17 protein-coding genes and 1 pseudogene are annotated in these 23,078 nt (G+C 50.3%); 2 read left to right on the plus strand and 16 right to left on the minus strand.

The window, feature by feature from the left end:
- Position 1 precedes the first annotated feature (1 nt).
- The 6 genes and pseudogenes from ribE to glyA all read right to left on the minus strand — a co-directional run bounded on the left by ribE (position 2) and on the right by glyA (position 5,331).
- Positions 2 to 475, minus strand: coding sequence for a 6,7-dimethyl-8-ribityllumazine synthase (gene ribE / locus XMA152_RS03780; RefSeq protein ID WP_173480132.1), 474 nt, complete (start codon positions 473 to 475; stop codon positions 2 to 4).
- 6 nt (positions 476 to 481) lie between these two features.
- Positions 482 to 1,597 carry a bifunctional 3,4-dihydroxy-2-butanone-4-phosphate synthase/GTP cyclohydrolase II gene (gene ribBA / locus XMA152_RS03785; protein WP_173480131.1) on the minus strand — a complete coding sequence of 372 codons (1,116 nt, stop codon included), beginning with the start codon at positions 1,595 to 1,597 and terminating at the stop codon, positions 482 to 484.
- A 13-nt stretch (positions 1,598 to 1,610) separates the two neighbouring features.
- Positions 1,611 to 2,276, minus strand: coding sequence for a riboflavin synthase (locus XMA152_RS03790; RefSeq protein ID WP_173480130.1), 666 nt, complete (start codon positions 2,274 to 2,276; stop codon positions 1,611 to 1,613).
- A 9-nt stretch (positions 2,277 to 2,285) separates the two neighbouring features.
- Complete coding sequence (ribD, locus tag XMA152_RS03795; RefSeq protein WP_254443532.1) at positions 2,286 to 3,383, minus strand: bifunctional diaminohydroxyphosphoribosylaminopyrimidine deaminase/5-amino-6-(5-phosphoribosylamino)uracil reductase RibD; 1,098 nt, start codon at positions 3,381 to 3,383, stop codon at positions 2,286 to 2,288.
- A 137-nt stretch (positions 3,384 to 3,520) separates the two neighbouring features.
- Positions 3,521 to 3,982: pseudogene (gene nrdR / locus XMA152_RS03800) on the minus strand (transcriptional regulator NrdR); the annotation flags it as partial.
- Positions 3,983 to 4,077: 95 nt separating this feature from the next.
- Positions 4,078 to 5,331 (minus strand): serine hydroxymethyltransferase, encoded by a 1,254-nt coding sequence (gene glyA / locus XMA152_RS03805; protein ID WP_173480128.1) that lies wholly within the window; start codon positions 5,329 to 5,331, stop codon positions 4,078 to 4,080.
- A gap of 269 nt (positions 5,332 to 5,600) precedes the next feature.
- Between glyA and ettA the strand changes: the two genes are divergently transcribed.
- Positions 5,601 to 7,259, plus strand: coding sequence for an energy-dependent translational throttle protein EttA (ettA, locus tag XMA152_RS03810; RefSeq protein ID WP_173482760.1), 1,659 nt, complete (start codon positions 5,601 to 5,603; stop codon positions 7,257 to 7,259).
- 49 nt (positions 7,260 to 7,308) lie between these two features.
- Here the strand turns inward: ettA and XMA152_RS03815 are convergent, their stop codons facing one another.
- Positions 7,309 to 7,944: a nucleoside triphosphate hydrolase gene (locus XMA152_RS03815; protein WP_173480126.1), complete on the minus strand. Its 636-nt coding sequence runs from the start codon at positions 7,942 to 7,944 to the stop codon at positions 7,309 to 7,311.
- 15 nt (positions 7,945 to 7,959) lie between these two features.
- Complete coding sequence (gene radA, locus XMA152_RS03820) at positions 7,960 to 9,336, minus strand: DNA repair protein RadA (protein WP_173480125.1); 1,377 nt, start codon at positions 9,334 to 9,336, stop codon at positions 7,960 to 7,962.
- 106 nt (positions 9,337 to 9,442) lie between these two features.
- Between radA and XMA152_RS03825 the strand changes: the two genes are divergently transcribed.
- Positions 9,443 to 10,714 carry an O-acetylhomoserine aminocarboxypropyltransferase/cysteine synthase family protein gene (locus XMA152_RS03825; protein WP_173482761.1) on the plus strand — a complete coding sequence of 424 codons (1,272 nt, stop codon included), beginning with the start codon at positions 9,443 to 9,445 and terminating at the stop codon, positions 10,712 to 10,714.
- Between the two features lie 70 nt (positions 10,715 to 10,784).
- On the opposite strand, the gene can is transcribed toward XMA152_RS03825, so the two are convergent.
- The 8 genes from can to XMA152_RS03865 form a co-directional block, all read right to left on the minus strand.
- Positions 10,785 to 11,483, minus strand: coding sequence for a carbonate dehydratase (gene can, locus XMA152_RS03830; RefSeq protein ID WP_173480115.1), 699 nt, complete (start codon positions 11,481 to 11,483; stop codon positions 10,785 to 10,787).
- 58 nt (positions 11,484 to 11,541) lie between these two features.
- Positions 11,542 to 12,606 carry a uroporphyrinogen decarboxylase gene (gene hemE / locus XMA152_RS03835; protein WP_173480114.1) on the minus strand — a complete coding sequence of 355 codons (1,065 nt, stop codon included), beginning with the start codon at positions 12,604 to 12,606 and terminating at the stop codon, positions 11,542 to 11,544.
- Between the two features lie 109 nt (positions 12,607 to 12,715).
- Positions 12,716 to 14,140: an FAD-dependent oxidoreductase gene (locus XMA152_RS03840; protein ID WP_173480113.1), complete on the minus strand. Its 1,425-nt coding sequence runs from the start codon at positions 14,138 to 14,140 to the stop codon at positions 12,716 to 12,718.
- Between the two features lie 59 nt (positions 14,141 to 14,199).
- Positions 14,200 to 18,654 (minus strand): glutamate synthase large subunit, encoded by a 4,455-nt coding sequence (gene gltB / locus XMA152_RS03845; protein ID WP_173480112.1) that lies wholly within the window; start codon positions 18,652 to 18,654, stop codon positions 14,200 to 14,202.
- Between the two features lie 182 nt (positions 18,655 to 18,836).
- Positions 18,837 to 19,919 (minus strand): 3-dehydroquinate synthase, encoded by a 1,083-nt coding sequence (gene aroB / locus XMA152_RS03850; protein WP_173482762.1) that lies wholly within the window; start codon positions 19,917 to 19,919, stop codon positions 18,837 to 18,839.
- A 14-nt stretch (positions 19,920 to 19,933) separates the two neighbouring features.
- On the minus strand, positions 19,934 to 20,458 hold the full coding sequence (gene aroK / locus XMA152_RS03855; RefSeq protein ID WP_305792067.1) for a shikimate kinase AroK: 525 nt from the start codon (positions 20,456 to 20,458) through the stop codon (positions 19,934 to 19,936).
- 14 nt (positions 20,459 to 20,472) lie between these two features.
- A complete protein-coding gene (gene pilQ, locus XMA152_RS03860) occupies positions 20,473 to 22,524 on the minus strand; it encodes a type IV pilus secretin family protein (protein WP_254448269.1) in 2,052 nt (683 codons plus the stop codon).
- 3 nt (positions 22,525 to 22,527) lie between these two features.
- Complete coding sequence (locus XMA152_RS03865; protein ID WP_173480110.1) at positions 22,528 to 23,076, minus strand: pilus assembly protein PilP; 549 nt, start codon at positions 23,074 to 23,076, stop codon at positions 22,528 to 22,530.
- Between the last annotated feature and the right edge of the window lie 2 nt (positions 23,077 to 23,078).

Here is a 23,078-nt window from a genome sequence, read left to right on the forward strand (position 1 = left end):
CTTAAACCTCAAGTTGGCGAAGAAGACTCACCATCTCAACAGCTGATAGCGCGGCTTCAGCGCCTTTGTTACCTGCTTTCGTGCCAGAGCGCTCGATTGCCTGCTCGATAGAGTTCACTGTCAGAACGCCGTTTGCAACTGGGATATCAAAGTCGAGAGATACCTGGGCTACACCTTTAGACGCTTCGTTAGAGACGTACTCAAAGTGTGGCGTACCACCACGAATTACCGCACCCAGTGCGATGATTGCATCATCTTGTTTCTGTTGAGCGACGCGCTTAACCGCCAATGGAATCTCAAACGCACCCGGTACACGAACGATGCGGATATTATCTTCAGAAACGCCGTGGCGTTTAAGAACGTCGATAGCACCTTCTAATAGGCTCTCTACGACAAATGAATTGAAACGGCCAACAACGATTGTGTAGCGACCATTTGCAGCGACAAAATCGCCTTCAACTACTTTTACACTCATGATCTTTTACTCTGCAAAAGGGATGTATTCATCAATCTCAAGATCAAAGCCTGAGATTGCATTAAATTTCATTGGTGAACTGAGCAGGCGCATTTTACCTACCCCAAGATCACGTAGAATCTGTGAACCTGTACCTACTGTCAGGTAAGCGCCGGACGCGCTGACATTCACTTTAGACGGTTTAGAACCACTGGTGATCTGGCTGATAGAGTCGCCAAGATCGATGCGATTACCACTATCCAGAAGCAGGGCAACACCCTTACCTTCTGCAGCGATACGCTCTAGTGCGCGACGCAGTGTCCACTTAGCTTCACTCTCCTCAGCTACGCCAACCACGTCACGCAGAACTTCAGAGCGGTTGTGTACACGAACCATAGTCGGCTCATCAGCACTGATATCACCTTTGTGAAGTGCAAGGTGGGTACAACCGAGGATCTCATCGTTATAGGTCGTGTAATTAAATTGACCGTAATCTGTCTCCAGTGAACCGGTGTCTGCCACCGTCACTGTCTGTTCATTAGTCGTACGGTAGTGGATTAGATCCGCAATGGTACCGATCTTCAAACCGTGCTCTTTAGCAAAGATCTCAAGATCGGGACGACGCGCCATGGTGCCATCTTCGTTCATCACTTCGACGATCACAGACGCTGCGCTCATGCCTGCCATACGAGCTAGATCACAACCCGCTTCTGTATGACCGGCACGGCTTAGAACACCACCTGGTTGCGCCATCAATGGGAAGATGTGACCCGGCTGAACGATGTCCTCAGGTTTAGCATCACCCCGCACGGCTGTACGCACAGTATGGGCACGATCAGCGGCTGATATACCCGTGGTCACACCTTCAGCAGCTTCAATAGAGACCGTGAAGTTGGTGGAGTAGGCTGCACCGTTGCTCTGCACCATCAGCGGTAGGTTCAGACGTTCACAGTGTTCACGCGTCAGGGTAAGACAGATTAGACCGCGGGCATTCTTCGCCATGAAGTTGATGTCATCTGGACGCACCATTTCGGCCGCAATCACTAGATCACCTTCATTCTCACGATCTTCATCATCCATCAAGATAACCATCTTACCTTGGCGAATGTCGTCGAGTAGCTCTTCGACGCTGTTTAATTGCATATCCACTCCTAAATTAACGCCTGTGCATAAAGCCTGCAGAGGCCAACATCTCCAATGAAATCCCTTCACTGGACGATTCAGATTCCTGCTTCGTTTGAAGCAAACGCTCTAAGTAGCGAGCGATCATATCCACTTCGATATGAACACCATGCCCCACTTCATACTGACTAATGATCGTCGTATCTGCCGTATGAGGCACAATGTTGAGGTGAAAACTGTCTGCATCAACACTGTTCACCGTCAAACTTACGCCGTCTATTGTAACCGATCCCTTCGGCGCGATATAGCGAGCTAACGAGCTTGGCATGTCGACGGCGATGCGCACTGAGCGGGCATCGCGCTCAATGGAAGCGATGCTACCCACACCATCGACATGTCCAGAGACTAAGTGCCCGCCTAGACGGGTTGTTGGCAGCAGTGCTTTTTCAAGATTGACCGCTTCACCGGGTTGCAGATCCATCAATCGAGTATGTGCCAGACTCTCTTGCGAAACATCGGCCGTGAAATGTTGCTGATCATACTCAATGACGGTGAGACAGACCCCGTTGGTGGCAATACTGTCACCTAATGCCACATCAGACATATCCAATTGACCCGTTGCTAAGGTCAATCGAAGGTCGCCACCAACCTCTTGTTTGGCAGCGACGGTACCGATCGCTTCTATAATTCCGGTAAACACCTTCTGCTCCTAAACCGTCCAGGTCATACGAAGATCATGACCAAACTGTCGGACATCTTTCAGTTTCATCTCGATCGCTTCAGACATCTCAGTTAATGGAAGCTCAGCTAGCGGGCGTGCATCAGACCCCATCAATTTAGGTGCCATATAGTGAACCAACTCATCCACTAGCCCTGCTGCTAGCATGGCACCGGCTAACTGGGCGCCACACTCAACCAACACTTCATTACAGGACTCTTTTTCCGCCAAATAGCTAAGCAACTGCGGCAGATCGATACGCCCTGCCTCGTTCGCTAGTTGAACCTGTTCAGCACCCTCAAGTAGGTTGCAGTCGTTTGCAGCGACAACCTGCAAGGTTCTGCCAGGCAGCGCCAGCATCTGGGCTGAGGCTGGCAGTCTTCCCTGAGAATCCAGTACCACGCGCAACGGCTGACGACCTTCAGTCAGAGGCACAACGGATGCAGGCAACTGAGCTTCTCGAACCGTCAAAGCAGAGTCATCTTGTAGTACCGATCCGACCCCGGTAATCACTGCACTACTGCGGGCACGCAATCGTTGCACATCGGCACGCGCTTCAGGCCCAGTAATCCACTGCGACTCACCCGATGCCATGGCCGTTCGGCCATCAATACTGGTGGCAAGCTTCAATCTAACAAAAGGACGGCCGCGCTCCATTCTGGAAAGAAACCCAGGATTCAGTGCCCGCGCTTCACTCTCAAGTAACCCGGCAGCCGCATCGATTCCCGCCGCTTTCAACATTGCAATGCCTTTTCCGGCGACTTCAGGGTTTGGATCAACCATGGCCGCAACGACACGCGTCACTCCGGCGTCGATGAGTCCTTGAGAGCAGGGTGGCGTCCGACCAAAGTGGCTGCAGGGTTCCAGAGTGACATAGGCAGTCGCACCGGTTGCATCACCGGCCGCTTTTAACGCGTTGACTTCTGCATGGCCCTCACCGGCGCGCTGGTGGTAACCCTCGCCGATAATCACACCATCGCGCACCAATACACAGCCGACTCTGGGGTTAGGGTCTGTGGTGTAGGTGCCTTTAGCCGCCAGCTGTATGGCTCTTGCCATGTACTGGCGATCTTCGATCGTAAAACTCAAAGTAGCTCGTCTCCAAACAGATCTGGACTATCTGGAACCTGTGGCTCCGGTTTTTTCTGACGAGATTTACGACTCGGTTTCGATTTAGGTTCTGGTTGGGCGTTAGCCGTCAGTGCCGATTTCGAGGCACTTTTAGTCTCAACTACTTCGGGCTCAGCTAGACGCTCAATTTCAAGTTTAAACTCATTGATGTCTTGGAAGTCACGGTAGACCGAAGCAAAACGAACGTAAGCGACCTGATCAAGCTTACGCAGTTCAGCCATGACCGCTTCGCCGACCAGTTTTGACTCAATTTCACGCTCTCCCGGTGCACGCAAACGCTGCTTTACACGGTTCAAACAGGCTTCAATCTGTTCAATACTGACCGGGCGCTTCTCTAGGGAACGTGTAATACCTGAACGGAGTTTCTCTTCGTCGAACGGCTGGCGACTGCCATCATTCTTAATCAGACGCGGCATTAACAGTTCAGCCGCTTCAAAGGTGGTGAATCGCTCATGACAGCTCACGCATTCGCGACGACGACGAACCTGCTGACCTTCTGAGATCAGTCTTGAGTCGTTCACTTTGGTGTCCGATGCGCCACAGTAGGGACAATGCATATTGGCCTCTCAGTGCTGTTAAAAGAGCGAAAAAGGGCAGCTCAATGCTGCCCTCGGTATTCTATGTGGTTGAGAGCGAACTCTCAAATCCACAATTAAGCGTAAACTGGGTACTTCGCGCAGATCGCTTTAACCTGCTCTTTCACGCGGTTGATCACATCATCATTGTCGATGTTCTCAAGCACGTCACAGATCCAGTTAGTTAGCTCAGCCACTTCAGCCTCTTTGAAGCCACGACGAGTAACGGCTGGAGTACCGATACGTAGACCTGAAGTGACGAACGGTGAACGTGGGTCGTTTGGAACCGAGTTCTTGTTCACAGTGATGTTAGCACGACCTAGTGCCGCATCAGCATCTTTACCGCTGTACTCTTTGCCAATTAGGCTCAGTAGGAATAGGTGGTCATCAGTACCGCCAGAAACGACATCAAAGCCACGCTGCTGGAATACTTCAGCCATCGCCTGTGCATTCTTAACAACCTGTGCTTGGTACGCTTTCCACTCTGGCTCCATCGCCTCTTTGAAGCAGACAGCCTTAGCCGCGATAACGTGCATCAATGGACCGCCCTGAGACTCTGGGAATACCGCAAAGTTCAGTTTCTTCTGCAGCTCTTCATCAGCGCGCGCAGATAGAATCAAACCACCACGTGGTCCGCCCAGTGTTTTGTGAGTCGTTGTTGTCACGACGTCAGCGTATGGCAGTGGGCTTGGGTAAACGCCAGCAGCCACTAGGCCTGCAATGTGTGCCATATCGACAAATAGGTATGCACCCACTTTGTCAGCGATTTCACGGAACTTAGCCCAATCAACGACACGCGAGTAAGCAGAGAAACCGGCAATGATCATTTTCGGTTTATTTTCTAGAGCAAGACGCTCAACTTCCGCGTAGTCTAGGTCACCGTTCTCATCAAGACCGTACTGGAAGGCATTGTAGATACGGCCTGAGAAAGAGACTGCAGCACCGTGAGTCAAGTGACCACCGTGTGCAAGGCTCATACCCAAAATAGTATCGCCGGCTTTACAAAGCGCCATAAATACAGCCGCGTTAGCTTGTGAACCTGAGTGTGGCTGAACGTTTGCAAACGTTGCACCGAAAAGCTCTTTAGCACGCTCAATCGCAAGCGTTTCTGCTTTATCAACGTACTCACAACCGCCGTAGTAACGTTTGCCTGGGTAACCTTCCGCGTACTTGTTAGTAAGAACTGAACCCTGCGCTTCCATAACACGTGGACTGGTGTAGTTCTCTGACGCAATGAGCTCGATGTGCTCTTCTTGACGCGTCTCTTCAGACTGCATTGCTGCCCAAAGTTCTGCATCGTAGCTAGCGATGTTCATATCCTTACTAAACATGGAGATCCCCTGTATTGGTTCAACGATCTGACGACTTTGGCTGCAATCGAGAAGCCTGGTCAGCTCGAAAGATTTTGATGGCGCGCATTATAAGGCAAAACGGGTAGAAAAATCACTTGAAAAGCGATCAGGTCAACCTGCAATTGTTCTCAAGTTTAAGTGTGCCGCCCTGTGATTTGACCGCCCCCTATCTGGTATACTCTGCGCAACCTTTTTAAATGGGTCATGCAACGGCGTTGTAGCCCAGATATTTTGCTAGGAATCAACACATGGCACAGTTTGTCTACTCAATGAACCGCGTTGGTAAGGTGGTCCCACCTAAACGCGAAATTCTTAAAGATATCTCTCTATCCTTTTTCCCTGGCGCGAAGATCGGTGTCCTCGGTCTTAACGGTGCAGGTAAATCAACGCTGCTAAAAATCATGGCAGGCGTTGATCAGGATTACATCGGTGAAGCGCGCCCAATGCCCGGCATTAACGTCGGTTACCTACCGCAGGAGCCTGAGCTGGATGAGACAAAAACCGTTCGTGAAGTGATCGAAGAGGCGGTGGCCGATGTTAAAGGCGCTATGGCTGAGCTGGACGAAGTCTACGCAGCATACGCTGACCCAGATGCTGATTTTGATGCCCTAGCTAAACGCCAAGGCGAATTAGAGAACCTGATCACCGCCAAAGATGGTCACAACCTTGATACAGCATTAGAGCGTGCGGCCGATGCGATGCGTCTACCGCCTTGGGATGCTGAGGTAAAACACCTATCTGGTGGTGAGCGCCGTCGTGTTGCTCTGTGTCGTTTGCTGCTTGATCACCCAGACATGCTGCTACTCGACGAGCCGACCAACCACTTGGATGCTGAGTCGATCGCTTGGATCGAACGCTTCCTTCAGGAGTACCCAGGTACCGTGGTTGCGATTACCCACGACCGTTACTTCCTTGATAACGCGGCTGGTTGGATTCTGGAACTGGACCGTGGCCATGGTATTCCATGGGAAGGCAACTACAGCTCTTGGCTAGAGCAGAAAGATGCACGTCTAGAGCAAGAAGCGAAACAAGAAGCGGCTCACCAGAAAGCGATCAAAGCGGAACTTGAGTGGGTTCGCCAAGGCGCTAAAGGTCGTCAATCGAAATCGAAAGCGCGTTTGAAGCAGTTCGAAGAGATGAACTCTAAAGAGTTTCAGACTCGTAACGAGACACAAGAGATCTACATTCCACCTGGCCCACGCCTAGGTGACAAGGTGATCGAACTGAATAACGTGACTAAGAGCTACGGCGACAAGTTGCTATTCGAGAACCTAAACTTCTCCATCCCACCGGGTGCAATCGTCGGCATCATCGGCCCTAACGGGGCCGGTAAATCGACTCTGTTCCGCATGATTGCCGGTGAAGAGCAGCCAGATTCAGGCTCTGTCGAGCTTGGTTCAACGGTACAGCTTGCCTACGTCAACCAGTCTCGTGAATTAGATGGCAACAAGACGGTCTTCGAAGAGATCTCTGACGGTTCTGATATGATCACGGTAGGCAACTACACCACCCCTTCACGCGCCTACTGTGGTCGTTTCAATTTCCGCGGCTCCGATCAGCAGAAGTTTGTCAAAGATCTGTCAGGTGGTGAGCGTAACCGCCTGCATATGGCGAAATTGCTTAAAGAGGGTGGCAACGTACTGCTTCTCGATGAGCCAACCAACGACCTGGATATCGAAACGCTACGTGCACTTGAGGAGGCAATTCTAGCCTTCCCAGGTTCTGCGGTAGTGATTTCCCACGACCGTTGGTTCCTTGACCGTATCTGTACTCACATGATCGCCTACGAAGGTGACTCACAGGTGACCTTCTTTGAAGGTAACTACACTGAGTACGCGGAAGACTACAAGAAACGCTTCGGCAAGGATCACCAGCCAGAGCGCATCAAGTATCGCCGCATGAGCTAAGCTCCTATCACCATCAAAAAAGCCGCTTCTCAGCGGCTTTTTTTATCTCTCAATCCTGATCAAAAACCAAATCTGCCTTTCGGCTTCGTTCTACCACCGTTTTAGCGTTCGGAAGGTCGTTGTTCCAAGCTTTTTGCTCAGCCTGCTGTTGTGTGTAGCCATGATCTAACCAACGCTGAATCAGCCGACGTTCCAGCTCTTCAAATGTGGGTGATGTAAACACTGTCAGATCAAAATAGGGGGCCAACTCTGACCAAGGCGCTTCGTCTAGTAAAAGGTAGTTACCCTCTACTACGACCACTTCACACCCTTTAGGCAGAAGACCCGCATCGATATGACTCGCCTCAATTGAGCGATCAAAAATTGGGTAACGTACATCAGCATCCGCTTGTTTAATACGTCGTACCAGGCTGATCAATCCCTCTACATCGAAGGTGTCTGGAGCACCCTTTCGATCTAAACGACCTCGTTCGACCAGGACCTCATTGGTTAGATGAAATCCATCCATTGGGATAACAGCGGCCTGTCCATCCCCTTTAGTGTCATTGATAGTGTCGACCAGCTCCTCAGAGAGCGTCGACTTACCGGCACCGGGCGGGCCAACCACAGCGATGACAACCCGTGTGCCAAGCTGATGATAATTGGTTAACCATGAGAGTAGATGTTGTACCTGTTGTGAAATCATTACTGCTTACTCAGATTAGATAGAGTCCAGCGCTTCTGAGAGGCGATCAACGGCGATGATCTTCATACCCGGAACGCTCTCTTTTGGCCTGTTCCCTTTGGGCACAATCGCACGAGTAAAGCCGTGTTTAGCCGCCTCTTTGATTCGCTCCTGCCCGTTTGGCACAGGGCGAATCTCACCGGACAAGCCAACCTCACCAAAGACGATCAAGTCGGTTGGCAGTGACTTATCACGAAAACTGGAGACAATCGCCGTTAGTAGCGCCAAATCCGCGCTGGTCTCCATGACTCGTATACCGCCAACCACGTTGATAAAGACATCTTGATCGCCGGTCATTAATCCACCATGACGGTTCAATACCGCTAGCAGCATCGCAAGTCGATTTTGATCCATTCCGACAGCCACACGTTTGGGGTTGGAGTGGTGCGATGTATCGACTAGGGCTTGAAGCTCAACCAGCATCGGACGGGTGCCCTCCCAGACCACCATCACGACGCTGCCTGGCCTTGCATTATCATCACGACTTAGAAAGATAGAACTGGGGTTCTTAACCTCTTTTAACCCTGTCTCCAGCATGGCAAACACACCCAGCTCGTTGACAGCGCCAAAACGGTTTTTATGGCTGCGCAGTGTGCGGAATCGGCTGTCGCTCTCGCCTTCTAGTTGCAGTGAACAGTCGATCATATGCTCAAGTACTTTGGGGCCAGCCAATGAGCCATCTTTGGTCACGTGGCCTACCAGAAAGATCACCGTACCCGTCTGTTTGGCGTAACGCGTTAAATAGGCCGCACTTTCACGAACCTGAGATACTGAGCCCGGCGCCGATTGCACATCGGATACGTGCATCACCTGAATTGAGTCGATGACTAACACCCTAGGCTTGAGCTGATCCGCCACATCACAGATGGTCTCGACAGAGGTCTCAGAGAGCATCTTCAGATCCCCAACCGCTAGGCCTAAGCGTTTAGCACGCATGGCGACCTGTTGCAGTGACTCCTCACCGGTCACATAGAGCGCTGGCATATCGGCCACCAGTGCGGCCATGGTTTGTAACAACAGAGTCGATTTACCGGCGCCGGGATGCCCGCCGATCAACACGGCAGATCCAGGTACTAAGCCGCCCCCTAAGACTCGGTCCAATTCACCGATCTTACTGCTGATACGATCGGTCGCTTTCAGCTCCACCTCAGAGAGATTCACCACTTTCGACTGACCCGCTTCACCAGCATAACCCTGACGACGCACCGCGGCCTGAGCACCACCTGCCGGTGCCGAGCCAAGACGCACCTCTTTCAATGAGTTCCAAGCTTTACAGGCAGTACATTGCCCTTGCCATTTACTGTAATCAGCTCCGCACTCGTCGCAGACGTAGGCTAACTTTGCCTTTGCCATATAAGGTTATTACTCCATAGAAGTTGCGTAAGGTTTGGATTACGCGTACAAAATGTCTATCTATTTTGCATTAAGCGTAGATCAATAAGAAGAGAAGGAAAGATAAATGAAATTGGAAACACAAGCGGTACACGCGGGCTACCAAATCGATCCAACCACCAAGTCGGTTGCGGTACCTATCTACCAGACAACCTCTTACGCTTTTGACGACGCACAGCATGGCGCTGACCTATTCGACCTTAAAGTAGTCGGCAACATCTATACGCGCATCATGAACCCAACGACTGACGTTTTAGAGCAGCGTGTCGCAGCGCTAGAAGGTGGCATTGCCGGTCTTGCCGTCGCTTCAGGTATGGCAGCGATCACTTATGCGATTCAGACCATTGCTGAAGTCGGTGACAACATCATCTCTGCAAGCGATCTATACGGCGGAACTTACAACCTATTTGCACACACACTGCCTCGCCAAGGCATTGAGGTGCGTTTTGTTGCCAGCAATGACATTGCCGCTATCGAATCTAAGATTGATGCGCGTACCAAAGCACTCTACTGCGAATCGGTTGGCAACCCATCGGGTCGTGTTGCGGACATCGAAGCACTGGCAGAGGTTGCACACCGTCACGGCATCCCGCTGATCTGTGACAACACGGTTCCAAGCCCTGCGCTTTGGCGTCCAATTGAACAGGGTGCAGATATCATTGTGACTGCTGCCACTAAATACATCGGCGGCCACGGCAACTCCATTGGTGGTGTGATTGTCGATTCCGGCAACTTCCCATGGGCTGAGCACGCGGACCGCTTCCCACTACTTAACACACCAGACATCTCTTACCACGGTGTTGTCTACACAGAAGCCTTTGGTCCGGCTGCATTCATCGGTCGCTGTCGCGTAGTGCCTCTGCGTAATACCGGCGCAGCGATCTCTCCAATGAACGTCTTCTTGTTGCTACAGGGCATTGAGACCTTGCCACTGCGTATGGAGCGCATCTGCTCAAACGCACAGAAAATCGCTGAGTTCCTTGAGAATCACGATCAGGTAACTTGGGTGAAATACGCAGGCCTTGCCTCGCACCAAGATAACGCACTGGCTAAGAAGTACATGGACGGTAATGCGTCTGGTGTCATGAGCTTTGGTGTCAAAGGTGGACGTGAAGCAACGCGTAAATTCTACGATGCTCTGCAGATCTTCCTGCGCCTAGTGAACATCGGTGACTGTAAGTCACTCGCCTCTATCCCCGCCGAAACGACTCACCGTCAGTTGAATGCCGAAGAGTTAGCCTCTGCCGGTGTTACTGAGGATATGGTGCGCCTATCGATCGGTATTGAGCACGTTGACGACCTGATTGCCGATCTGGATCAGGCATTAGCAAGCGTCTAATACGAAGAAGAGCCAACAAAAAGCCCGCTGATGCGGGCTTTTTAATATTTATTAACTGTTCGGGCTCGATCTAATCGTGATCGCAGAAGGTACTGCAAGTATGACCTTCAACCTGCTTGCCTTTCGCTTCGATCAGATTGACCGCGTCGATAAAGGTAGGTCGGATTGACTCTTTACTGCTGACTGTGAAGCCAAGATCACGCAATAGGCCATCACCGAGACCGTAGATCCAACCGTGCACATTAAGCTCTTGCCCCCGCGCCCAAGCATCGGTAACGGTAGTGGTGTTACAAACATTGAGCGCCTGCTCGACGACGTTTAACTCACAAAGACGATCAACCTGGTAGGGTTTCGCTTCCCACTGACCGAGGAACTTGCGATGGTTGTAGTAGACATCACGAATGTGGCTTAGCCAGTTATCGATTAGGCCGTGACGCTCATCTTCCATAGAGGCAACGACACCACCGCATCCGTAGTGACCCACGACCATAATGTCTTTGACTTTCAATACATCGACTGCGTATTGAATCACCGACAGACAGTTCATGTCTGAGTGCACGACAAGATTCGAGACATTGCGGTGAACGAACAGCTCGCCCGGCATGAGATCCACGATCTCATTGGCAGGGACGCGACTGTCAGCACAGCCTATCCAGAGGTACTCCGGTGCTTGCTGTGCTGCCAAGGTTGCGAAAAACTCGGGATTAGCCTGGTGAATCTTTTCCGACCAGCCTCGGTTTTTTTCAAACAGCCCGCTCAGTTTTTTCATCGTCTCTCGTCTACCGCAGTCTCAGTTTAATCGTGGTGCTTCTTATTTGTAGCGCTTCTTATTTATGGTAAGGGGCACTCAGCTCATGCACCGCATCAACAAAGATTTTGGCATGATCTGGGTTCACAAACTGGTGAATACCGTGGCCAAGGTTGAATACGTGACCCGTACCAGACCCGTAACCTTCAAGAATACGGCTCACTTCAGCGCGAATAGTATCAGCCGGCGCATAAAGTACCGATGGATCCATGTTGCCCTGCAGGGCCACTTTATCACCGACACGACGACGCGCATCTGCAATGTCTGTTGTCCAATCAAGACCCAGTGCATCCGCACCCGCATCAGCCATCGACTCAAGCCACTGACCGCCGTTCTTAGTGAACATGATCACAGGTACTTTGCGACCATCGTATTCACGAATCAGGCCATCGGCGATCTTCTTCATGTAGTCGAGTGAGAAGGCTTGGTACATAGGTCCGCTCAGAGCGCCACCCCAAGTATCAAAGATCTGAACCGCTTGAGCACCGCTGCGAATCTGCTCATTTAGGTAGAGCGTAACTGACTCAGCAAGCTTATCCATCAATTTGTGGAGCACTTCTGGTTGTGAATACATCATCGCTTTGATGTGGCGGAAGTCTTTAGAAGAGCCCCCTTCGATCATGTAAGTCGCCAGTGTCCATGGGCTACCAGAGAAGCCGATTAGAGGAACACGGCCGTTCAACTCGGAACGAATGGTCTTCACCGCATCCATCACGTAGCCAAGATCTTTGACTGGGTCTGGAACCGGAATCGCGTCAACGTCTGCCTCTGTGCGTACCTCTTTCTTAAAGCGTGGGCCTTCACCCGCTTCAAAGTAGAGACCAAGACCCATCGCATCTGGAATAGTCAGAATGTCAGAGAATAGAATTGCCGCATCCAGATCGAAACGCTCTAGAGGTTGAATGGTCACCTCACAGGCTAGATCTTTGTTCATGCAGAGTGACATGAAGTCACCCGCCTGGGCGCGTGTTGCTTTGTACTCAGGAAGGTAACGACCCGCCTGGCGCATCATCCATACTGGCGTGTAATCGACTGGCTCTTTCAATAGAGCACGAAGAAAACGATCATTTTTCAATTCAGACATGTTCGCAAATTCCTAAAAATAACTGCGCAGATTGTACCTGCTTTGAGCCTGTTAAGCAGTTAATAAAAAGCCGCTGGGGTCAGCGGCTTTTGATGTAGATCAGCGAGGATTAAACCTCTAGGTAATCAAGAATACCTTCAGCTGCGTTACGGCCTTCGTAAATCGCGGTAACGACCAGGTCAGAGCCACGCACCATATCACCACCGGCAAACACTTTAGGGTTTGACGTCTGGAACGGCAGGCGATCACCCTCTAGTGCAGCATCGACACGACCGTCTTGGTGAAGGTTGATACCGAAATCAGCCATCCAAGGCGCTGGGCTAGGACGGAAACCGAATGCAACCAATACCGCATCAGCAGGTAGGATCTCTTCTGAACCTTCGACCACTTCTGCGCGACGACGACCGTTCTCATCGGGCTCACCCATCTGAGTGGTAACCACTTTGATACCGGTTACTTTGCCGTTCTCACCAACCACTTCAACGGGCTGACGGTTAAACATGAAGTTGACGCCCTCTTCACGCGCGTTTTCGACTTCGCGCTTAGAGCCTGGCATATTCTCTTCGTCACGGCGGTAAGCACAGGTTACGCTCGCCGCTTTTTGACGGATCGAGGTACGGTTACAGTCCATCGCAGTGTCACCACCACCAAGCACAACAACTCTCTTACCTTCCATGCTGATGTATTCAGAAGCATCTTTCTCGTAGCCACGGCAGTGGTTTACGTTAGAGATCAAGAAAGGCAGTGCATCGTAAACACCGTCAAGGTCTTCACCTGGGAAACCACCCTTCATGTAGGTGTAAGTACCCATGCCAAGGAAAACTGCATCGAACTGATCAACCAGTTCCTGCATCGTGATGTCTTTACCCACTTCAGTGTTCAGTTTGAACTCAACACCCATCGCTTCGAAGATCTCACGACGCTGAACCATGACATCTTTCTCAAGCTTAAACTCAGGAATACCGAAGGTCAGTAGACCGCCGATCTCTGGGTTACGATCGAATACCACTGGCTTAACGCCGTTACGCGCAAGGATGTCGGCACAACCAAGACCTGCAGGGCCTGCACCGATGACAGCAACCTTCTTATCAGTCCAGGTTACATTGGACATGTCTGGACGCCAGCCCATAGCAAAAGCGGTATCCGTGATGTACTTTTCTACCGAACCGATGGTCACTGCACCAAACTCTTCGTTGAGTGTACAAGCACCTTCACAGAGGCGATCTTGTGGGCAGACACGGCCACACACTTCTGGCAGTGAGTTTGTCTGGTGCGACAGAGTAGCCGCTTCAAACAAGTTACCCTCTGATACCAGTTTCAACCAGTTAGGGATGTGGTTGTGTACCGGACACTTCCATGAACAGTATGGGTTACCACACTCAAGACAACGGTGTGCCTGTGCATTAACGTCCTCTTGTTCAAACGGCTGATAGATCTCAGCAAACTCGCCACGGCGTACTTCTGCTTCGATCTTTTCTGGGCCCTTACGGCCTACTTCAACAAACTGAAAATTGTTGTGAAGACGGGTAGTCATAGTCCCACCTCTTGTCTAAGCCCAGACGCATCTGGGCGATAATCTAATAAACCTAAATCTTACTCTGGAGCGTGTGTCATGCTGTTTAGCAGAACATCTAGGCTCGCCGCTTTTGGCTTAACCAGCCAGAAACTGCCGAGGAAATCTTCGTAGTTATCAAGAATTTCCTGACCCCACGCACTGCCCGTTTCACGAACGAATTCGATGATCACTGAGCGTAGGTGGTTTTTGTACTGCTCCATGTGCTCGGTGTGGATACGGTGAATATCAACCAATTCGTGGTTGTACTTATCCACGAAGCTACGATCTTTATCCAGTACATAAGCGAAACCGCCCGTCATACCTGCACCAAAGTTGTAACCTGTATCACCCAGAACCGTTACCAAACCGCCTGTCATGTACTCACAACAGTGATCACCGGCGCCTTCAACCACGGCGTGTACACCTGAGTTACGAACACCGAAACGTTCACCTGCACAGCCCGCTGCGAACAACTTACCGCCTGTTGCACCGTATAGACAGGTGTTACCGATAATCGCAGTCTCTTGTGAGGCGTAAGTCACTTCTGAGAATGGTTTGATGACGATCTTACCGCCCGCCATGCCTTTACCAACGTAGTCGTTCGCATCACCCTCTAGAAGAAGGTTCTGACCACCGGCGTTCCAGACACCGAATGATTGACCTGCGTGGCCACGGAACTTAAAGGTAATTGGGTTGTTTTCCATGCCCAAGTTGCCGTGTTTCTTAGCGATAGCACCCGAGGTGCGTGCGCCCACTGAACGGTCACAGTTAGTGATTGTCAGTTCAAACTCACCGCCGGCTGCTGAATCGATTGCAGCTTGCGCCATCGCTAACATGTCAGTGTTTAGACGGCCTTCATCAAACGGAACGTTGCGCTCTTGCTGAACCGTCTGTGGACGATCTGCTGGTACACCGGCATCACTGATGAGCGGCGAAAGATCCAGTGATTTCTGACGATCAGTTTTGCCTTCGATGATCTCTAGTAGATCAACACGGCCAACCATCTCTTCGACAGTGCGCAGACCCAGCTGAGCCATGATCTGACGAACCTCTTCTGCCACAAAGCGGAAGTAGTTCTTAACCATCTCTACAGTACCGCGGAAGTGATCGCTACGTAGACGATCATTCTGCGTCGCAACACCGGTCGCACAGTTGTTCAAGTGACAGATACGTAGGTACTTACAACCCAATGCAACCATTGGCATGGTACCGAAACCGAAGCTCTCTGCACCCAGTAGCGCGCCTTTAACAACGTCTAGACCCGTTTTCAAACCACCGTCTGTCTGCAGACGAATCGCACCACGCAGATGGTTACCGCGCAGTGACTGGTGAGTATCGGCTAGACCAAGTTCCCAAGGCGAACCTGCGTAGTGAATCGATGTTAGAGGTGATGCCGCAGTACCACCGTCGTAACCAGAAATTGTGATCAAATCTGCGTAGGCTTTAGCAACACCACAGGCAATGGTACCGACACCTGGACGAGAGACGAGCTTCACAGAGACCAGACCTTCAGGGTTCACCTGCTTAAGGTCGAAAATAAGCTGCGCCAAATCCTCGATCGAGTAGATATCGTGATGCGGTGGAGGCGAGATCAATGTCACACCTGGCACCGAGTAACGTAGGCGCGCGATTAGGCTGTTAACCTTACCACCTGGTAGCTGACCACCTTCACCTGGTTTCGCGCCCTGAGCCACTTTAATCTGCATAACATCAGCATTCACCAGGTATTCCGGTGTCACACCAAAACGGCCCGATGCGATCTGCTTGATCTTAGAGCGCTTAATGGTGCCGTGACGGACAGGGTCTTCACCACCCTCACCTGAGTTAGAGCGACCGCCCAGTTCGTTCATAGCAACAGCTAGAGCTTCATGCGCCTCTGGAGAGAGTGCACCGAGCGACATTGCCGCTGTATCAAAACGTGGGTAAATCGCTTCAGCGGGTTCTACTTCATCAATACTAATCGGAGTGACATCTTTAAGCTTAAGCATGTCACGAATCGTCGCGATGCCACGTTCGTTAACCAGTTTAGCGTAACGGTCGTAGTGCTTCTGATCACCCGACTTAACCGCTTCGTGGATTGCTTGTACCACGTCTGGGTTGTAAGCATGGTACTCACCACCAAACTTGTACTTCAGTAGACCGCCATCAGTGATTGGCTTACGCGCGATGAAGGCAGTTTTAGCCAACGCCGCTTGGTCCTCTTCAAAGTGAGCAAATTTAGAGCCCTGAATACGGCTAGTAACCCCTTTGAAACAGAGATCAACCACTTCATCGCTAAGGCCGATCGCTTCAAACAACTGAGCACCACGGTACGACGCGATGGTTGAGATACCCATCTTAGATAGGATCTTGAACAGGCCTTTATCAATACCTTTACGGTAGTTCTCGTGGCTTTGTAGAGCATCTTGTAGCATCTCGCCAGTACGACAAAGATCAGTCAGCACACGGTAAGCCAAGTATGGGTAGACCGCGGTAGCACCAAAACCGAATAGAACTGCGAAATGGTGTGGGTCACGAGCCGTACCAGTCTCTACAATGATGTTGGCATCAGTACGGATACCTGTATCGATTAGACGGTGGTGAACGGCACCCGTCGCCATCGCTGCATGGATAGGTAACTTACCTTTCTCAATGTTGGCATCCGATAGGATGATGATCGATTTTCCAGCACGAACCTCAGCTTCAGCCTTATCACAGACAGCAACGATCGCTTTATCAAGCGATAACTCTTCTGGGTTGTAATTAAGATCGATAACAGCAACCTCAAACCCTTTTTCGTCGTTGTCACGAATACGGTAGAACTTGCTTGCAGAGAGTACTGGCATCGTCAATACAACACGACGAGCGTGATCCGCAGTCTCTTCAAATACATTTTGCTCACGACCTAGGCAGGTCTCTAGTGACATCACGATCGCTTCACGTAGTGGGTCGATTGGTGGGTTGGTCACCTGTGCAAACTGCTGACGGAAGTAGTCGTATGGCGAACGAATCTTCTCTGACAACACGGCCATTGGCTTGTCATCACCCATTGAGCCGACCGCTTCCATGCCACTTTCGCCCAACGGACGAAGTACCTGGTCACGCTCTTCAAAGCTTACATTGAACATTTTCATGTAAGTCTTGGTCTCTTCTGGAGACATATCACTGAGAGCTTCCGCTTCAACGGATAGATTCATCGTGTTCTCTAGACGCAGTGTGTTCTCTTTCAACCACTGCTTGTATGGCTGTGCCTTTTTAAGACGATTATCGACATCATCAGTGTGCAGTACATCACCTGTCTCTGTATCGATTGCCAGAATCTGACCCGGTCCAACACGGCCTTGAGCCACGATATCGCTTGGTTCGTAGCTGAATACACCGATCTCAGAAGCGGTACAGATCATGCCGTCTTTGGTCATTACCCATCGAGATGGGCGAAGACCGTTACGGTCTAGAAGACAGACCGCGTAACGACCATCAGTCATAACCATGCCAGCAGGACCATCCCAAGCTTCCATGTGCATTGAGTTGTACTCGTAGAATGCACGTAGCTCAGTGTCCATGGTGTCAACGTTCTGCCACGCAGGTGGAATGATCATACGAACCGCGCGGTAGATATCGATACCACCGACCAGTAGGAATTCGATCATGTTATCCATTGATGACGAGTCAGAGCCGGTGGTGTTAACGATTGGCTGCAGCTCATCAAGATTTGGAATCAATGGAGTAGCAAATTTAGAGGCACGTGCACGAGCCCAGTTGCGGTTACCTTCTACCGTGTTGATCTCGCCATTGTGAGCAAGGAAACGGAATGGCTGTGCAAGAGGCCAGCGCGGTGCTGTGTTCGTTGAGAAGCGCTGGTGGTAGGTACACACCGCTGTCTTCAACTCAGGATCTGCAAGGTCTTTATAGAACACAGGAAGATCGACCGGCATCATCAAGCCTTTGTAGCTGATCACGCGCTCAGATAGGGTACAGATGTAGAAATCTGCATCATCAGACAGAGCGATCTCAACTTTACGGCGAGCCACAAACAGCGCAACTTCAAGCGCTTTTGCATCCATGTCTGACACATTGATCAGAACTTGTTCGATCTGTGGAAGCGTCTCTTTCGCGATAGGACCAAGGCAGCTGTCATCCGTCGGAACTACACGCCAGCCAGCAACGGTAAGGCCCTGCGCTTCAAGTTCGCGATTCATGACAGTACGAGCATTGTCAGCCGCCGCGGCATCCTTAGATAGGAATACCATGCCAACAGCAAAGGTGTCAGTTAGGTCGACATTCAACTCATTCTTAGCGGCTGCACGCATGAAATCGCGTGGCATCTGCATCAACAGACCACAGCCATCACCCGTCTTACCATCCGCTGCAATACCACCACGGTGAGTCATGCAGGCCAATGCTTCAATGGCGTTATCAAGTACCTTATGACTTGCTTCGCCCTGCATGTGGGCCATTAGACCAAAACCGCAGTTATCTTTAAATTCATCCGCGCGATACAGACCGTTGCTCATACGCTATTCCTACCTAAAAACTTAAATAAAATCAGGCACTTAAAACCTGAATACACCTCTAGAGAAATGACACAGAGGCAAAATGGGACCGTAATTCTACACTTCTACGGCTCTGGCTACAAATCGACCAAGAAAAAACAAAAAACGCGCCAAGTTGGCGCGTTTTGTAAGTCGGAATTTTTTTATTCGCCGCTGTAGTGCTGCTTTAGTGTCGATTTTAGGGCTTCGGGGTCGACCTCGCTGGTAACGACTGCCTGACCTAGCTGTTGCAGCAAGACGAGTCGAATCTGACCGTCTAAAACCTTCTTATCAACCGACATCAACTCAATAAACCGATCCGGCGTCATATCTGCTGGAGGTGCTATCGGCAACTTCGCTCGACGCAAGAGTGTTTCAACACGTGCTAAATCAGCAGGCTCTAACCAACCGAGACGCATCGAAAGATCTGCAGCCATCCACATACCTGCTCCCACCGCTTCACCATGCAGCCAATTTCCGTAGCCCTGATCGGTCTCAATGGCATGGCCAAAGGTGTGACCAAGATTCAAAATGGCACGAATACCGCCTTCACGCTCATCTTGTGCAACGACCTCTGCTTTGATTTCACAAGAACGTTTAATGGCATATTCCATCAACTCAGGATCACAGTCGTTAAGTCCATCGATGTTCTTCTCCAGCCAAGCAAGAAATTCAACATCGTAGATCAAACCGTACTTGATCACTTCAGCAAGACCCGCGGCCAACTCACGCTCTGGGAGTGTCTTCAAGACATCGGTATCGGCCAATACCGCTTTGGGCTGATAAAAGGCACCGATCATATTCTTACCCAATGGATGGTTAACGCCCGTTTTCCCCCCCACCGATGAGTCTACCTGGGAGAGCAAGGTTGTCGGTATCTGAATGAAATCGACACCACGCTGATAGGAGGCCGCTGCGAAACCAGTCATATCTCCGATAACTCCACCACCTAGAGCGATCAGTGTGGTCGTGCGGTTGTGGCGCATCTGCAACAAGGCATCGAAAATAAGGTTAAGAGTATCTAAAGTTTTGAATGACTCACCGTCTGGCAGAATCACTTCGTCCACTTGAAGGCCAGGAAGCTGGTCACGCAGCGCGCTCAAGTAGAGTGGAGCAATCGTCTCATTGGTGACGATCATTACCTGCTTACCCCGAACCGCACCCGCAATATCTACTTTCTGAAAAAGATGGTCGCCTACGTAGATAGGGTAGCTACGGTCACCTAAGTCGACTTTTAACTCTTGCATGCGATGAATCCTGACTACGCGCTTTTCAGAACGCGATGTTTTTTAAGGGCTTTGACGATCTCACTGATGACCATACGCGGATGTCTGCGATCAGTGCGCAGTATCATATCGGCGGTGTCGCGGTAGAGTGGATCTCGTTTTTCTAAAAGGGTCTCTAGTGTCTTGCGAGGATCTTGGGTTTGCAGCAGAGGACGGTTGCGATCACGCGCGGTGCGCTCAATCTGCTGATCAATACTGGTTTCTAGGTAGATAACGAAACCACGGCTGCGGAGGAATTCTCGGTTGGCTGGGCGCATCACAGCACCACCGCCCGTCGCTAAGACGATGTCATCTTGCTGAGTGATTAGATCGATAACCGTCTGCTCGCGATCGCGAAAGCCCTCTTCACCCTCAACATCGAAGATCCAAGGAATATCGGCGCCAGCACGGTCAACAATCACTTTATCGGAGTCAATAAACTCCAATTTCAGCTCGTTAGAAAGCAAACGCCCTATGGTGCTCTTTCCAGATCCCATAGGGCCAATTAAAAATATTTTCAAAAAACAGCCTTACACTACCGCACGTTCAGTGACTCACGAATCAGTTTCGGGGTAATGAAGATCAACAACTCATCTTTAAACTCTGATGTTGACCTATATTTGAATGCATTTCCGACAACTGGTAAGTCCCCAAAAAATGGGACTTTTTCTCTACCTGTTCGAGAATCCGTCTTGAATACTCCACCAAGAACAATAGTATCACCGTCTCTAACAACTACAGAAGTATTCAGTGTATTTTTCTCAACGTCTGTAGAAGTTGGGATTGGTGTTTCTTGGTTAATATTCAAATCCATCGCAATTCTTCCACCAGGATTTAACTGAGGTGTAACTTCTAGAGTAAGAAGAATATCGACAAAGTCAGAAATTGAATTTCCGTTCTCATCTTGGGTAATAACTTCACGCGCGGTACCAGATGAAATTTTACCTACTTTACCGTTCATAGTTATAACTCGCGGCTGTGAAATCACTTCACCATCACCTGAGCTTTCTAGGGCAGCTAACTCAGCTTGTAACAAAAGAGAATTGCTCAAAAACCCAACCGCAAAAGCAGGGCCTGTTGCTGTTCCAAAGTCAACTCCCAACGAACCAGGTATAGCTAATGCAGAATCACCAAAATCTGTTTTACCTCCAAGCTGGATAGTATTTCCATTTGTCTCTAAGGTTTTAAACATTCCCCATTTAACACCGATATTCTCACTAAATGACGTGTTAGCTGTCACAATTCTTGCTTCCACCATGATCTGAGCGACTTCAACATCAAAGCGCTTCAGAGTACGGCGGATATCTTCGATGGCTGCGTTAGTCTCACGCACCATTAGGACGTTGGTTTGGTCATCAGCCAATACAAAACCACGCTCACTGATCAGATTGGCCGCCGAAAGATACTCTTTCATCTCAGAGGCACGGCGGTAGTCGATCTGGATGTATTCGGTTACCAGCGGCGCCAGCTCTTTAACCTGTTGCTGGTTTTCAAGCTCTTGACGTTCACGATCGGCGATTTGTGTTGCATCGCCCACTAGCATGACGTTACCCACGACACGCTTATCCAGCCCGTTGGTCTTCAAAATAATATCCAGCGCCTGATCCCAAGGGACATTCTTCAGACGAAGCGTGGTATTACCGCTCACTTCATCGCCTACCACTAGGTTCTTCTCTGCCACTTCTGCAATGATTTGGAGTACAGAGCGCACCTCTACATTTTGGAAGTTTAGATCGATCTCTTCACCGGTAAACGGGAACAGATCTTTCTGAAGATCCGCTTGAGCACTCAACGAGATCGGTTTGAAATCCAGCACTAGTTGGTTGTTGGATTGGTACGCGAGGTAATCGTAAGGGTCGCTAGAGGGCAGAATCAAAATTGCCGCACTGCCATCAGCATTCATCGAGTCGATAAAGTTAATCGGTGTCGCAAAGGCTTTGACATCAAGCTTTTGAGACAGCCCGGGTGCCAAGGTTGCCCCGACCAGATTAACAATGACGCCGTTACCCTCTTCGATAATATCCAATCCAGCACGATCGTCACTCAGAGAGATCGTCACCCGACCTTGATTGCCTTCTAGACGCTCAAAATCGACACCCACTACTCGTGTTGTGTCATCTACAGTGGTTTTTTGAGCAGGAGCTGCTTTAGATGCCGTTGCTGCAGTAGCGGCTGAAGCTTGAGTTGAGTTACCCATTGAGAGGATCAATTGATTACCCTGCACTGAGGTTTGGTAGCCAACCGATTCCGTCAGCTCGACAACGACACGAAGGCGATCGTTGGTTTCTGCAAAAAGCAGTTTTGATACGGGACCAGAGCCAACACTGATTGAACGATCCAACTGCTCAGATTTATCAACACCCCACAAATCAACCACCAACCTCGCAGGTGTATCCACTGCGTAAATTTTTGGTTCGGCCGGTTGATCCGTGAAGTCAAACCTCAACTCTGTCTGATTGCCCGGCAGCGCAGTCGCAACCACAGCATTTAACGTTTGCGCCGACGCCATCGTCGACATAAGCATCAAAGTGACCAGAGTAACTAAACGCTGAACCGACATATTTAATTTCCATCTCTTCATATTCATGGCTTACTCCAATCCCGGCAGTTTGACGACTCTGGGTCTGCTCATCCAGCCGCCGCGGCCGTTCGATACAATCTCTTTCAACTCAATACCGCGTTCATCAATATTCACTACAACACCATAATCGATGCCCATGCGAGCACCCATTTTAATCTGATGCACTTCAGAGTTACTGTCTCTGACTAGGGCGATCAATTGACCATCCATTGGCGAGGTAATTGTTCCTACCATCTGCAACTGCTCAACCGGAAACTCTTCCAAGTACTCTTTAATACGATTGAAATCAGGCATGATTGTTGGTGCAACCACGACCTCATCGTCATCGAGAAACTGTTGTGGCAATAGCGGTACAAAGGGATCACGCTGCCAAGGTCCTTCATAAACAAAGGCTTCGTAGGCGATCAGCTCAGGCAGCGGTTCAATGCCACCTCCAGGCGCCGCCAGCTTCTCACGAACAAAGAGTTTAAGGTCCGACGAATCATCTACCCAGATACAACCCTGCAAAAGAGATGCCAATAGCGCGATGAGAGAGAGATGTTTGATTGTTCTATTCATCA

This window comes from Marinobacterium sp. xm-a-152 (assembly GCF_013282965.1).
In the GTDB taxonomy this organism is placed as follows: Bacteria; Pseudomonadota; Gammaproteobacteria; order Pseudomonadales; family Balneatricaceae; genus Marinobacterium_E.

Excerpts from the sequence above, each read along its gene's own strand:
- ribE (WP_173480132.1), bottom strand. The coding sequence starts at position 475 with ATGAGTGTAAAAGTAGTTGAAGGCGATTTTGTCGCTGCAAATGGTCGC.
- pilQ (WP_254448269.1), bottom strand. The coding sequence starts at position 22,524 with ATGAATATGAAGAGATGGAAATTAAATATGTCGGTTCAGCGTTTAGTT.
- ettA (WP_173482760.1), top strand. The coding sequence starts at position 5,601 with ATGGCACAGTTTGTCTACTCAATGAACCGCGTTGGTAAGGTGGTCCCA.
- can (WP_173480115.1), bottom strand. The coding sequence starts at position 11,483 with ATGAAAAAACTGAGCGGGCTGTTTGAAAAAAACCGAGGCTGGTCGGAA.
- XMA152_RS03815 (WP_173480126.1), bottom strand. The coding sequence starts at position 7,944 with ATGATTTCACAACAGGTACAACATCTACTCTCATGGTTAACCAATTAT.
- hemE (WP_173480114.1), bottom strand. The coding sequence starts at position 12,606 with ATGTCTGAATTGAAAAATGATCGTTTTCTTCGTGCTCTATTGAAAGAG.
- XMA152_RS03865 (WP_173480110.1), bottom strand. The coding sequence starts at position 23,076 with ATGAATAGAACAATCAAACATCTCTCTCTCATCGCGCTATTGGCATCT.
- gltB (WP_173480112.1), bottom strand. The coding sequence starts at position 18,654 with ATGAGCAACGGTCTGTATCGCGCGGATGAATTTAAAGATAACTGCGGT.
- ribBA (WP_173480131.1), bottom strand. The coding sequence starts at position 1,597 with ATGCAATTAAACAGCGTCGAAGAGCTACTCGACGACATTCGCCAAGGT.
- radA (WP_173480125.1), bottom strand. The coding sequence starts at position 9,336 with ATGGCAAAGGCAAAGTTAGCCTACGTCTGCGACGAGTGCGGAGCTGAT.
- aroB (WP_173482762.1), bottom strand. The coding sequence starts at position 19,919 with ATGCAAGAGTTAAAAGTCGACTTAGGTGACCGTAGCTACCCTATCTAC.
- XMA152_RS03840 (WP_173480113.1), bottom strand. The coding sequence starts at position 14,140 with ATGACTACCCGTCTTCACAACAATTTTCAGTTTGTTGAAGTAGGCCGT.
- XMA152_RS03825 (WP_173482761.1), top strand. The coding sequence starts at position 9,443 with ATGAAATTGGAAACACAAGCGGTACACGCGGGCTACCAAATCGATCCA.
- glyA (WP_173480128.1), bottom strand. The coding sequence starts at position 5,331 with ATGTTTAGTAAGGATATGAACATCGCTAGCTACGATGCAGAACTTTGG.